The organism is Proteus sp. STS61-E, from assembly GCF_040932335.1.
Classification (GTDB): Bacteria; Pseudomonadota; Gammaproteobacteria; order Enterobacterales; family Enterobacteriaceae; genus Proteus; species Proteus mirabilis_B.
In genome coordinates this window covers 328623-341563 of the sequence record NZ_JBFQGE010000003.1, presented here as the reverse complement: position 1 = coordinate 341563, position 12941 = coordinate 328623, and the positions used below count along the sequence as shown (strand labels likewise).

9 protein-coding genes and 1 tRNA gene are annotated in these 12941 nt (G+C 37.1%); 8 read left to right on the top strand and 2 right to left on the bottom strand.

What is annotated here, in order from left to right:
* Positions 1-128 precede the first annotated feature (128 nt).
* Together rpoD and AB4J89_RS09835 are read left to right on the top strand one after the other, a co-directional pair.
* Complete coding sequence (rpoD, locus tag AB4J89_RS09840; protein WP_088494634.1) at positions 129-1982, top strand: RNA polymerase sigma factor RpoD; 1854 nt, start codon at positions 129-131, stop codon at positions 1980-1982.
* A 314-nt stretch (positions 1983-2296) separates the two neighbouring features.
* Positions 2297-2373 (top strand) — tRNA-Ile (locus tag AB4J89_RS09835).
* A gap of 441 nt (positions 2374-2814) precedes the next feature.
* Here the strand turns inward: AB4J89_RS09835 and AB4J89_RS09830 are convergent.
* Entirely contained in the window at positions 2815-4344 is a 1530-nt protein-coding gene (locus AB4J89_RS09830) for a methyl-accepting chemotaxis protein (RefSeq protein WP_311755306.1), read from the bottom strand.
* 1132 nt (positions 4345-5476) lie between these two features.
* Here AB4J89_RS09830 and AB4J89_RS09825 point away from each other — a divergent pair.
* From AB4J89_RS09825 to AB4J89_RS09800, 6 genes are all read left to right on the top strand, one after another.
* The gene (locus tag AB4J89_RS09825) at positions 5477-5776 is read left to right on the top strand and encodes a helix-turn-helix transcriptional regulator (protein WP_311755305.1); all 300 of its coding nucleotides are present in this window, start codon (positions 5477-5479) and stop codon (positions 5774-5776) included.
* A gap of 324 nt (positions 5777-6100) precedes the next feature.
* Positions 6101-6667, top strand: coding sequence for a fimbrial protein (locus AB4J89_RS09820; RefSeq protein ID WP_088494631.1), 567 nt, complete (start codon positions 6101-6103; stop codon positions 6665-6667).
* Positions 6668-6732: 65 nt separating this feature from the next.
* Complete coding sequence (locus AB4J89_RS09815; protein ID WP_368469069.1) at positions 6733-7449, top strand: molecular chaperone; 717 nt, start codon at positions 6733-6735, stop codon at positions 7447-7449.
* A 38-nt stretch (positions 7450-7487) separates the two neighbouring features.
* Positions 7488-10151, top strand: a complete 2664-nt coding sequence (locus AB4J89_RS09810) for a fimbria/pilus outer membrane usher protein (RefSeq protein ID WP_368469067.1) — start codon at positions 7488-7490, stop codon at positions 10149-10151.
* 3 nt (positions 10152-10154) lie between these two features.
* The gene (locus tag AB4J89_RS09805) at positions 10155-11339 is read left to right on the top strand and encodes a fimbrial protein (protein WP_088494628.1); all 1185 of its coding nucleotides are present in this window, start codon (positions 10155-10157) and stop codon (positions 11337-11339) included.
* Between the two features lie 216 nt (positions 11340-11555).
* On the top strand, positions 11556-12236 hold the full coding sequence (locus AB4J89_RS09800; RefSeq protein ID WP_088494627.1) for an HAD family hydrolase: 681 nt from the start codon (positions 11556-11558) through the stop codon (positions 12234-12236).
* Between the two features lie 65 nt (positions 12237-12301).
* Here AB4J89_RS09800 and AB4J89_RS09795 read toward each other — a convergent pair whose 3' ends face one another.
* Entirely contained in the window at positions 12302-12877 is a 576-nt protein-coding gene (locus AB4J89_RS09795; protein WP_023582790.1) for a TerD family protein, read from the bottom strand.
* Between the last annotated feature and the right edge of the window lie 64 nt (positions 12878-12941).

Here is a 12941-nt window from a genome sequence, read left to right as displayed (position 1 = left end):
CTACATTTGCTACGCTGAGGGGACCGTAGCAATCGACAATGAAAATGCCCCTCCGTAGTTATTGTTGGCTGAACAGTTATCGCCGACCGACACCAACCCAAATTACTTTGAAGTGTGGATACCGTCTTATGGAGCAAAACCCGCAGTCACAGCTGAAGCTACTTGTTACTAAAGGTAAGGAGCAAGGCTACCTGACCTATGCTGAGGTCAATGACCATCTGCCGGAAGATATCGTCGATTCAGATCAAATCGAAGACATCATCCAGATGATTAACGACATGGGCATTCAGGTTATGGAAGAAGCACCTGACGCCGATGATCTGATGCTGGCAGAAAATTCAAATGATACTGATGATGATGCTGCAGAAGCCGCAGCTCAGGTACTTTCTAGTGTAGAATCTGAGATTGGCCGTACAACCGACCCTGTGCGTATGTATATGCGTGAAATGGGTACAGTTGAACTGCTCACCCGGGAAGGTGAAATTGATATCGCAAAACGCATTGAAGATGGTATTAACCAAGTTCAATGTTCCGTTGCAGAATATCCTGAAGCAATTACTTATCTTCTTGAACAGTATGATCGCGTTGAAGCTGGCGAAGCACGTCTTTCAGACTTAATTACTGCGTTTATTGACCCTAATGCCGAAGAAATGGCAGAAAGTGAAGATGTCAACTTAGACAAAGATGATGAAGTCGACAACAGCGCTGAAGACGAAGATGAAGACGAAGATGAAGATGGCGACAATGACAGCGATAGCGATGATGATAACAGCATCGATCCTGAATTAGCGCGTCAGAAGTTTACTGAGCTTCGTGAGCAATACGAAAAAACTCGCAAAACTATCAAGGCGAAAGGTCGTAACCACAAAGATACAGAGCTTGAAATCTTATTGTTATCTGAAATTTTCAAACAGTTCCGTTTAGTACCGAAACAGTTTGATTATCTGGTTAACAATATGCGTGACATGATGGACCGAGTTCGTGCTCAAGAGCGTCACATCATGCGTCTTTGTGTTGATCAAGTTAAGATGCCAAAGAAAAACTTCATTACTTTGTTTACAGGTAACGAAACCAATGACACATGGTTCACTGCTGCTCGTGCAATGAATAAGCCTTGGTCTGAAAAACTGGCAGGTATTGAAGAAGAAGTACAACGCAGCTTACAAAAACTGCAACAAATTGAAGTTGAAACTGGACTGACAATCGAACAGGTTAAAGATATTAACCGTCGTATGTCTATCGGTGAAGCCAAAGCACGTCGTGCGAAAAAAGAGATGGTCGAAGCGAACTTACGTCTCGTTATCTCTATCGCGAAAAAATATACCAACCGTGGTCTACAATTCCTTGACCTAATTCAGGAAGGGAATATCGGTCTGATGAAAGCGGTTGATAAATTTGAATACCGTCGTGGTTATAAGTTCTCAACTTATGCAACATGGTGGATACGTCAGGCAATTACTCGTTCAATCGCTGATCAGGCGCGTACAATCCGTATCCCTGTTCACATGATTGAAACGATTAATAAACTGAACCGTATTTCTCGTCAAATGTTGCAAGAGATGGGACGTGAGCCTTCACCAGAAGAGCTTGCAGAACGCATGCTGATGCCTGAAGACAAGATCCGCAAGGTACTGAAAATCGCTAAAGAGCCAATCTCCATGGAAACCCCAATCGGTGATGATGAAGATTCACATTTAGGCGATTTTATCGAGGATACAACTCTCGAATTACCACTGGATTCTGCAACATCAGAAAGCTTACGTTCAGCAACTCACGAAGTGTTAGCAGGTTTAACATTACGTGAAGCGAAAGTCCTGCGTATGCGTTTTGGTATCGATATGAATACCGACCATACCTTGGAAGAAGTGGGTAAACAGTTTGATGTTACCCGTGAACGTATTCGTCAGATTGAAGCGAAGGCACTGCGTAAATTACGCCACCCAAGCCGTTCTGAAGTATTGCGTAGCTTCCTTGACGAGTAATCAACTTACTTTTCAATAAAAGTTATAATAGACGCCTGTGATATCACAGGCGTTTTTTATGGGATTTCAAAACGGTATCTGCAATCTATCTAAGCTACGATAAATTTCATCTACACATATTTATAAAAAATAGCCTTATTATTTATATTATTGTGCCTATACGTAAGCTTATCCGTTAATCGTTAAACTATGTTATTGATATCACAGTTATTCTCTGTTTTATTTTTTATTGTTTAGATTGAACAGAAATTGCGCATACAGTCATTCAAAGGCTAGACCTAGTGCCAAATGGCACGTATAATCTCACCTCATTAGGCCCCTTAGCTCAGTTGGTTAGAGCAGGCGACTCATAATCGCTTGGTCACTGGTTCAAGTCCAGTAGGGGCCACCAAATTTTAGCTGTTAAATCAGCACATTAAGCCACTTCTTAGCAAGTGGCTTTTTTATTTTTATAGATCGTTGCCCCATTTTGACCCATCAAATATTTTTATCTCATACCAAACTAACAAATTCACTACTTATAAAACCCTGTTTAAGCCAGTAATGCTTGTATCAATATAATAATTTCTCTTTACTTAAGTGGTGAGTTATACCGCCTATTTACTGTAATAACTCATTACTTAACCATCAAAACAAGCGCCACCAAAGAAATACATTTAAAATCATCTATACATTACACCAGTAGTTAATTTGAAAATAATTGCCAATATAATTAATACGTAGATAAATTTATTCTATTTTTATTTCTATTTGCCAAAATAAAAGCCCACTTTAATCGTGTTATTAAAGTGAGCTTGTTTTAAATACGATATTGACTGACTAATTCAACTTATTAGTATTGTTCTTTAATTTGAAAGACTGAAACTTTATCCGTTAAGTTCTGTGCTTTCTCATCTAAAATCATTGTTGAAGTTGCGCCTTGTTCAACTAAAGCCGCATTTTGCTGAACAACAGAATCCATTTGGTTAATGGCGACTGCAATCTGTTCAATACCCACTTTTTGCTCTTCCGATGCGATACTAATACCCTGCATAATATCGCTAACTTTAGTAATAGAAGAAACGATATCCTGCATATGCTCGCCCGTTCTATTCACTAATTCTCGACCATGAGCCACGTCAGCAACGGATTCTCTGATGATTTGATTAATTTCACGCGCAGCATCCGCACTTCTTGCTGCTAAATTTCTCACTTCTGTTGCAACAACAGTAAATCCACGACCTTGTTCACCAGCACGTGCTGCTTCAACTGCTGCGTTTAATGCCAGAATATTAGTTTGGCTTGCAATGTTATTAACCACATCATTGATTTCAGCAACCTTTAATGTTCCTACCTCGATTTTTTTCATCGAGTTAATTGCATCATTCATGATATTAGAACCATCAATCGCCAAATCACGAGTCTCTGCGGTAATGGAGTTAGCTAAAACCGCATTATCCGTGTTATTCACTACCGCAATTTTAATCTCTTCCATACTCGCAGCTGTCTGTTGCAGCGCACTTGCTTGCTCTTCGGTACGAGAAGAGAGATCTTGGTTACCAGAAGCAATTTCCGCTGAGCCTTTTTTAATCTCTAGCGCTTCTTCTTTAACAAGTTGAATAGTCGATGTTAGCGAAGTTTGCATATCACCCACATTAGAGAACAAGGTTCCAAACTCATCATTTCGTTTCTTAGGTAGAGTGAAACTTAAATCACCCTCTCCTACTTTTTGCAAAATGGCTGATAGCGTATTCAAGTTAAAGATAAACGTTTTATTTACCCAACGGATAACGATATAAAGAAGAACAAGAATGATCCCCAGAGCAATGATCGTTGTGTAAAATGACAACTGCACCATCCAAGCTTGCTGTGCTTTAATGTCATCATTCACACCTTTCGTGATCATAAGATATTCATCAAAAAGTTCAGATAGGCGAGTAAAGTCGTTAGAGAGATTTGATTCTGTGTAATCTAGCGTATCAATAGGTGCAATAAGTTCATCTAGAAGATAATAGAATAACACTGAGAGCTGTTCTGAATTACGTTGAGCATCAGGGCTTATCTTCTTCACACCTACCCAATGAGTAATAGTCGCTTTAGATTTTGTTGCCAGTTCTTTCGCTTCAGCAACAAGTGATTTAATGGTTTCTTGCTTGTTCTCATCCGTCATCGTTTTCAACAACATTAGATAGTTGACGTGAGAACGAATGGTCGCTAATTCATATCTTGCTTCTTGAACACTATTTAGTCTGGTATTCAAGGAATCCAATGATGCGAAGTTTTCTTGCATTCTATAAATAAAAAACGACGACAATACAGATGATAATAAAAAAATGGCTAATAGTATGATGGAACCTACTTTAGCTGATCTTTCAATACTCATGAAATAATCCACCCCGGCAATAAAATAATACAAATGTACTCATTTATCGGCACGAAATAGATTTTATTTACTTATTAATCAGAATTCTCGATACAAACACTTAATACAGTTCTCAATCAATGATGCCAATCAGTCTTTTACTCTGTTTCCATACCATTAACGAAGATCATATACCGTAATGAAATAATATTTCAGTGTTATTAATTAGTTAGTAACGATGGGTTTGATTTTGATTAAAAATAAACGTCGGTAAAACATTTAAGTTCTGCAAAAAATAATAAACATTGTTTAGCAATTAATACTTCTTAAGTATTTTTACGTTATAGCTCATAAATTTGAGATAAATAGCTTCAGAAAAGGGAGGAAATGGAGTACATATACTTAGGATATTATTAACAAAAAATCATCATCTGAAAAAGAGCAAAATAAGGAAATAAGCACTCAATTTATACTTCTACTCTCTTTTAGGGGAAAGTAAGCATTTCTTAAATATAAACCAACCATCATTGCAACTAATACTTCAAAATAAGCTCATCTTCTTAGTATAGAACAATCAAATCATCTCAATTTATAATATTCCCCTCAAGAATTATTGAGTTATATCAATTTTTTCATTTTATCTGATTAAGTAAAAAATAGGGTTAAATATATTATTCAAAAAAATACATAACCCATTTTCATTATACAGCCCAAATTTCAATTTTATTCAGAGAATTCTTACGTCCTGCAATTTTCATAAATACCCATAATACGAGTAAAATACATTTCCTTACAGTATCTAACCCTTTCATACAATCCATCTTATAAAGATGAAAAATGAAACATAAAATAACATATAACTTACCAAACAACATTTTTCACCAACGAAAACTCATATAATGAGTATCGCAATTAGTTTGTAATTTCATTAAATTACTTAACGTATTGATATATCTATCACTTACTAAAACTTAAGTATAACCTTACAATAATTACTCTCTTGATAGGTGTGACCTATTACAAAATGTAATCGCATAGGGTAAACCATTTTTACGCAATAATTTATGTGTAATATAGTTATTCAAACTTAAATGACTAATTTTAATATGTGATAACTTCTATATATTAGACCTCATGTTATTGGAATTAATTTATGAACGATCTAGACATAAAAGTAGGCCTTTTTTTTAAGAAGGCTAGAAAAGAGAAGAAATTATCAGGTCGTGAGCTGGCAAAAATAATTTCTGTCAGCCAACAACAAATATCCCGTTATGAAAACGGTAAAAATAGTATGTCGCTTAGCCTAATAAATAAGTTACTTATTATTTTTGATAAATCATGGGATGATTTGAATCGTGAAGTAATAAGCGCCTATAACGAAAAAGGACCTAGTGCACAATCTAAAAAAAGGGGCTATGAATTTAGCACTAATGTTATTAGTCAGCTAAATTAAAAAACAATCATTTAACAAAATTACGTGAACATTACTATAAAGAATTATCTATGAAAATAAAATATTTAATTATGTTTTATTTTCATAAGCTATTAGCTTTATAAAAGTAGGGGTGTTAACAAAAGACAAACTATTACTCTGTAATAATGAATATTAATTATTAGGAAAATAAATAACGCTTATTAAGCGTTATTATTTGCCACGGACTGCTTTTATTTATTTTTACACTAATGGTGAGTCAATAAATAAGTTTCTAAATATTAATTTTAATATTTAGCGATTTATTAAAATGTAGTTATCTAATATAAAACGAAGGAATTTAGAATGAAAAAATCTATCATTGGTGCATCTTTAGCAATGGCATTTGGTCTGATGGCTGGTAATGCATTTGCTGCTGATAATACTGGTACGATTACTTTTAATGGTGAATTAACTGATACAACTTGTAAAGTTGACATCGAAGGCCAAGGCCCAGACGCAACTATTACTCTACCAACAGTCAGTACTGCAACTTTAACAGCTGCGGGCCAAGTAACTGGTCGTACTGGTTTCAATATGAACCTGTCTGACTGTAAAGTCGGTGCTGCTGGCCATAGCAAAGTATCTGCATTCTTCGAAACTGGTGCAACTGTTGACCAAGCAGCTGGTCGTCTGAAAAACATGGATGTAGCTGCAACTGGTGCAAAACTGGTTCAATTACAATTGTTAGATGGTAGCAATGCATTCGCACCAATCAAAATTGGTAATACGTCTCAAGTAAATGCAACTACTTACGTTCAAATTACTGATGAAAAAGCCACTCTGCCATACGCTGTTGAATACTACGCTATCGGCAAAACCGAGGCTGGTAAAGTAACAAGTAGCGTTGTTTATACTCTTCAGTATAAATAATCGAAATAAACAGGGAGGAGAATTCTCCTTCCTGTTTGCTTTTTATTAATGGAATAAAGATAAATATGAAAACCACTAAATTAATTAAAAGCTTTTTTTTGAGTTTATTAATTATTATTCCAACATGGGTGAATGCTGCCGTCGTAATTAGTGGCACTCGTGTTATTTATGATGAAAATGAAAAAGAAGTAACTCTTAAAGTTTCTAATGAAGGAACTGTTCCTGTATTAATTCAAAATTGGCTTGATACTGGAGATGTCGATGCAGCACCAGAAACTATTCAAGTTCCTTTTGTATTAACACCACCCGTATTTCGCATTGAACCAACTAAATCTCAAACGTTAAGGATCGGTTATACCGGTGGCGTTGCTTTACCAAAAGATAAAGAAACTATTTATTGGCTAAATGTATTAGAGATACCACCTAATGCAACAGATAAAGAAAATAAATTACAAATTGCTTACCGCTCTAGAATAAAACTATTTTATCGTCCAATTGCACTAAAAGATAAAATGGGAGCGATTAATGCTGCTGAAGGCTTAAAGTTTTCAGTTTCAGGTAACACTTTAAAAGTCATAAATAATGCCCCTTATTATGTTTCTTTAGTTTCTATTTCTCTTAATGGAAATGATAAACAGCCTATTGATGGTGAATTAGTCCCACCATTAGGTAGCCATAATTTTGCTATACCAAATGGCGTATCCGCAAATACAGGAAATAAAATCGTTTATCGATATGTAAACGATTGGGGCGCAATGAAGATAGTTGAATCAAAACTTTAATTCTCCAGTGACTTTATAAAATATACGGGAATACTCAAATGAGCAGTTATATTTTAAAAACTATTATAATATCTGCTGGTGCGACTTTTTTTTTAGTCGCGCCCTATACCTATGCAGAAAATATAACAGTAACAGAGAAGAATAAATGGCTGCCGAATGGTAATCGTGCATTATCGAGTGTAAATAATACGTTACCTGCGCATGTTGCGACACAAAGCTTACCAGCAAGTGCTAATGGCAATAATTTGCCTACCACAAATGGTAATAATAATACCGCAACCACATTTAACCCGATTTTTATGAATACGTCACAAAGTGATATTGATATCAGCCGTTTTGACAAAGAAAACTCAATATTACCTGGTACGTGGGATGTTGATGTTTATGTCAATAATCATTTTATTGCTAAACAGAAAATCACTTTTAGAGAAATGGCCAACCAAAAAGTTGAACCCTGTCTCACAAAAGACACGATGAGTCTTATCAATATCAAGAGTGATAAGCAGTCTCCATTGTTAAAAAGTGCACTGGAGCTTCATGAATGTATTGAATTAGTCAATCTCGTTCCTTCAACAGCCGTTACCTATGATCCTTCAATACAACGTCTTAATGTTGAAGTACCGCAAGCACTTGTTGGATATAAGCCAAGAGGTTATGTTAGCCCTTCACTATGGGATAGAGGGATCAACGCCCTGTTAGTGAACTATAACGCTAACTATTTTACGTCTAGAAATAACGGTACAAACTATAATTCCGCATTTGCCGGCATTGATAGCCATGTGAATTTGGGGACATGGAGTTTCCACCACACCGGTAACTACTCATGGGACGAAAACAATGGCCATGATTACACATCAACCTATAACTATTTAGAACGTATTATCACTACTATCAAAGGGGTGGTACAAATCGGTGATGTGTTAACAACAGGTCAGTTATTTGACTCTCAACCACTAAGAGGTATCCAACTCTTTAGTGATGAAAAAATGTTGCCTGATTCTCAGCGCGGGTTTGCACCAACCATTCGTGGTATTGCCAAAACGAATGCGCGAGTCATTATCCGCCAAGATGGACGTGTTATTCACGAAACCGTAGTTTCACCAGGTCCATTCGAAATTGATGACCTCTACCCTTCTGGTTATGGTGGTAACTTAGATGTCACCATTCAAGAAGCTGATGGTACACAACAAAACTTCAAAGTTTATTACGCTTCACTGGTGCAATTATTACGCCCAGGGCAACATAACTACACTGTTGCAGCAGGTCATTTAAATTCCAAGTCTGTAGATTATGATCCTACTCTATACCAAGCCACCTACCGCCGTGGTTTAACCAATATTATTACAGGTTATGCAGGTGTTCAGGGTACTGGTGCAGATTACTACGCTGTTCAAGTCGGTTTGGCATTAAGTACACCTTTAGGTGCCTTTTCTGCCGACGTTACACAAGCTCGAGTGCATTTAAATACGACCGCTTCTGCTGTTAATAGCGGACAGAGTTATCAGGTGAGTTACAGTAAATATATTCAAGATACCAACAGTAACTTGACTATTGCGGCATATAAATTTAACTCCGAAAACTTCTACGACTATACCTCTGCGGTACAGGCAATAAATGAAGAAAAACATGGCAGAAGTATTAGCAATATCTGGCGTCCAAAGAGTCGTTTTAACGTCACCATCGATCAAGGATTAGCTGAGGGGTGGGGTAACTTTTATGTCACAGGTTATACCCAAAACTACTGGAATAATGATACTACCGACTTACAGTACCAATTGGGTTATAACAACAACTGGCGTAGATTGTCTTACGGTCTTAACGTAGGTCAAGTCCGTAATGCCGAAGGTAAAAAAGAAACCACTTTTGAGATGAACTTTACCTTGCCATTGTATGATCTCAGTATTGACCATATGCCAACTCTAACCGCCGCTGTGACTCGTGATGGTCGAGGTTATGTGGGTGAAAGACTCGGTATTTCTGGCTCTGCGGGTGCGGATAACCGTTACTCTTATGGTGTAACCGCAATGAATACAAACCACGGCGTTGGCTCAAGTATGACAATGAGTGGTAATGCAAGAACAAACTTTAGCAGCTTAAGTGCAACCTACGGTATTGGTGAGCACTATCAAAATGCATCAGTTGGCGCGAGTGGTTCGTTAGTCGGTTGGTCAGGTGGTTTAGCTACATCGCCTTATCAAGGTAACACCTTCACTATTATTGATGCTGATGGCGCAGAAGGGGCCGCGGTAAGTGGCTATCCAGGCATCGAAGTTAACAGCTTTGGTTATGCTTTAGTGCCTTACTTAACTCCGTATCAATTAAACGATATCACAATTAACCCTAAAAATATGACCACTAGCGTTGAATTACAAAATACTCAAGCCTTTGTCGCGCCATTTGAAGGTGCAATAACTAAAGTTGTCTTTGAAACTGATAAGGGTACGCCATTGTTGATTACTATCCAAAGAAATAATGGACCTATTCCATTTGGTAGTGTCGCTTACGATGAACAGAACAGTGAAGTGGGTAGCATTGGTCAGGGAGGACTTCTCTACGCCCGCGTTAAAAATCCATCAGGTCGTTTAACGATTAAGTGGGGACCAGGTGAAATTCAGCAATGTACTATTAACTATAGTGCCCCAACACAAGATAAAGATAATCAAAGTAGTTTTGTTCAACTGACTAGTGTATGTGGAGAATAAAGTATGAAGCCGATTATTAAAAATTCATTAGCCTTAATGCTTCTACTTTTTCCTGTTACGGAGGTTATAGCAGCACCACCTATAACTTGTACACGTATTGATTCATCTTTACCTAGAAATTTTAATATCAATGTTGGTGGTGCTATACATGTAGGGGTTGATAAGCCGATAGGTTCTATTATTTATACCTCAGTATTAACCATTGATACCTATCTTTATGGGCATCTATGTAATCGAAATAGAAATGCTAATCCTCATGGTACTTATTTCATTTATGAAACTACTACTCTAAAAATGTTATCAGCCAATGGAACAAAAGTGACAGGTATAGCGGGTATTCCGACAAATACTTATCAAACTAATATTCCTGGCATCGGTATTAATTTTTACGCAAACAATGATAAAAATAATACGTTATCACCGGGTGCTCCCGTTATTAACTGGGAAGGTAACCGTGAAATAAGTGATGGAACACTCAACGGTGCATCTGGAATGAAATATTGGAGTAAACCTCAATTAAATTTTTCTTTAATTAAAATAGGTCCAATTTCTCCTGGTATTATTAATTTAAATAATTTTACTAATATTGAGATGATTATTGATTATCGCGATAAAGGCGTAGCTGTTATTGCTAATGATTTCCCTTTTGTACACACACGATACCAATTGATGGGTTCAATAAGTGTCACATCATCATCTTGTCGAACACAGGACTATAACGTTAATCTTGGTTCACATAAAATAGGAGAATTGCCAACAAAAGGAAGTACGACAAAATGGATCAACTCAGACATTAACTTATATTCTTGTCCTGCATTTAGAGGATATTACTCAGGATATAGAGGGAATATTATCTCAACAGAAAATAAGCAAACTTTCCCAGATAAAAGCCCTAATGAGATAAAAGTAAGAATAAAACCAGCAAATCCAATTATTTCCGCATATCCCGGCACTTTTGCGATTGATAATATCCCTGGTGCGGCAAGTGGTGTAGGAATACAACTTGCATTCGGTGATACCGGCGAGGATTTCGTTAGCTTTAATACGCTAAAAACCTTTTCACAGCCAGTCACTGAAAAAGCAGGTACTGTCACAATTCCATTACGGGCGCGTTATATTCGTGTCGACGACAGAATATCGGCAGGTTTAGCCAATGGGGCTGCAACCTTTATGATTGAATACTATTAATCCCTTATTCTGTTTGCCAACAGCATAAAATCGCACCTCTTAGTCTAAATCACTAAGAGGTGTTTTTTTATGGCTCATTATTCTAATTTTCATTATTAATAATAAAAATCATTATTTATCAACAAATAAGACCGCCTCTATCTCATTTTTAGAACAATGATATAATAAGTAAAATATATTTCTCAAACTCTGATGATTTACGGAGCCTTACCCTGTATGCAACCCCAATTTGAAAACGCGAAAAACACCGTAAAAACGTTATCAGTGTTTGATTTTGATGGCACGCTAACCTATCACGACAGTTTTATTCCTTTTCTAAAATTCGCCTTTGGAAAACGTAAATTCTCACGCCGTTTAATTAAAATGGTGTTACCAACATTACGTTGCTTTAGACGCAAACTCACGCGTGATGAACTAAAAGAAGTGCTTATCAAAACCTTTCTAACCAATATTGATGAACAATGGTTAAAAGAAAAAGCAGAAGAATTTTGTAAGCTTTACTGGGCTAAATTGATGCGCCCTACTGGCTTATTCGCTGTTGCAGAAGAAGTGAATAGCAATGCTGAAGTGACAATTTGTTCTGCATCACCCGCGATGGTGTTGCAACCTTTTGCCAAGCGCTTAGGCATTAAACTAATAGGAACAACGCTTGAAGTTATTGATGGAAAGCTGACAGGCAAAATTATTGGTAATAACTGTCGTTGTGGTGAAAAAATAAAACGATTAGAAGCGGTATATGGGGACTTAACACAATACCATTTAAGGGCGTGGGGAGATTCTCGTGGTGATCATGAATTGCTGTTTGCAGCGCAAGATCCTCATTGGCGTCACTTTCATACTGGTCGTCGTAAATCTAAAAATTCACCGATTAAAGTAACCGTAAAAAAAGAGCCTTAATCGCTTACTATTTGCTTATCGATACAAACAAATAGCCCCCGCAAAAGCGAGGGCTAAATAGAGTCTTAGATATTTACGCCGTGTTGTGCTGCTAACGCACCTAAACCACCCGCAAAACCTTGACCAACTGCTTTGAATTTCCACTCTGCGCCGTGGCGATATAACTCACCAAAGATCATTGCAGTTTCTGTTGATGCATCTTCAGAAAGATCAAAGCGTGCAATTTCAGTATTATTGTCGTTGTTATAAACGCGCATAAAACTGTTGCTGACCATACCAAAGTTTTGTTTACGGTTTTCTGCATCATAAATGGTGACTGCGAATACCAGTTTTTTCACTTCAGCAGGGACTTTTGATAGAGTGATTTTTACTTGCTCATCATCACCATCGCCTTCCCCAGTACGGTTATCTCCTTGGTGCTCAACGCTTCCACATTGACTCACTTTGTTATTAAAGAAGATAAAACTTGCGTCTGAAAGTACTTTTCCATCTTCACCTACCATGAACACTGACGCATCTAAATCGAACTCTGCGCCATCAGTCACGCGGGCATCCCATCCTAGACCAACCATAGCAACCGACATTGTTGGTGCTTCTTTAGTCAGAGAAACATTACCACCTTTAACGAGGGAAACTGCCATATCAAAGCTCCTACTTTATTGAATAAACTGGCAATCACATCTTATGATTGCCAGCGGTTAGTGT

Coding starts and splice junctions, on each gene's coding strand:
- rpoD (WP_088494634.1), top strand. CDS start 129: ATGGAGCAAAACCCGCAGTCACAGCTGAAGCTACTTGTTACTAAAGGT.
- AB4J89_RS09830 (WP_311755306.1), bottom strand. CDS start 4,344: ATGAGTATTGAAAGATCAGCTAAAGTAGGTTCCATCATACTATTAGCC.
- AB4J89_RS09825 (WP_311755305.1), top strand. CDS start 5,477: ATGAACGATCTAGACATAAAAGTAGGCCTTTTTTTTAAGAAGGCTAGA.
- AB4J89_RS09820 (WP_088494631.1), top strand. CDS start 6,101: ATGAAAAAATCTATCATTGGTGCATCTTTAGCAATGGCATTTGGTCTG.
- AB4J89_RS09815 (WP_368469069.1), top strand. CDS start 6,733: ATGAAAACCACTAAATTAATTAAAAGCTTTTTTTTGAGTTTATTAATT.
- AB4J89_RS09810 (WP_368469067.1), top strand. CDS start 7,488: ATGAGCAGTTATATTTTAAAAACTATTATAATATCTGCTGGTGCGACT.
- AB4J89_RS09805 (WP_088494628.1), top strand. CDS start 10,155: ATGAAGCCGATTATTAAAAATTCATTAGCCTTAATGCTTCTACTTTTT.
- AB4J89_RS09800 (WP_088494627.1), top strand. CDS start 11,556: ATGCAACCCCAATTTGAAAACGCGAAAAACACCGTAAAAACGTTATCA.
- AB4J89_RS09795 (WP_023582790.1), bottom strand. CDS start 12,877: ATGGCAGTTTCCCTCGTTAAAGGTGGTAATGTTTCTCTGACTAAAGAA.